Annotated in this window: 1 protein-coding gene; it reads right to left on the bottom strand. The window is 69.7% G+C overall.

The features are described 5' to 3' along the window. The coding region (locus PTE30175_RS28060; protein ID WP_150700337.1) for an AMP-binding protein at positions 1 to 600 on the bottom strand (600 nt) is incomplete at both ends.

The following is a 600-nucleotide window of genomic DNA, read 5'->3' as shown; positions in this document are numbered from 1 at the left end:
TGGTTGGTGGCGCGTTCGAGCGCTGAGTCGGCGCGCTCGCTCAAGGCGTAGATGCCGGCGGTCTCGGTCATGCCACAGGCCTGCAGGATTTCCGCGGCGGGGAAAAGACGCTGTACGCGCTCGATCAAGGTTTGCGGGCCGATCAGGATAAGCGAGTGCAGCGCGTCGAGCCTGGCGGGGTCGAACGAGGCGTGGTCGAGCAGGGCCTGCACGATGGCGGGAAACCACGGCCAGGCGGTGGTCACGCGCTCGCGCGTCATGAGCGCCAGGGCGCGGCCGGGCTCGAAATACGTATCGGTCAGGTAAGTGCCCGCGGCGCCGATCGAGCCGATGAACGGCGCGAGCGAGCCGATGTGAAACAGCGGGCCGGCGCCCCAGGTGACGTCATGCTCGCTGCTGGCCAGGCGTCTGCGAGCGCGCTCGAGCGGGCCGCGCGTGAGCGCCTCGTGCGAGAGCACACAGCCCTTTGGATTGGCGGTGGTGCCGGAGGTGTAGAGGATGGCCGCGGTGTCGCGCACGCGCACGCGGCAGCGGGCGGCTTCGACGTGCGCGGGCTCGGATTGGCTTGCGAGGCGATCGAATGCGTCGCGCCCGAGGAAA

This window comes from Pandoraea terrae (genome assembly GCF_902459695.1).
Lineage (GTDB): Bacteria > Pseudomonadota > Gammaproteobacteria > Burkholderiales > Burkholderiaceae > Pandoraea > Pandoraea terrae.
Note: the sequence above shows the minus strand (reverse complement) of the source record. Positions and strands in the feature narration are given on the sequence as shown.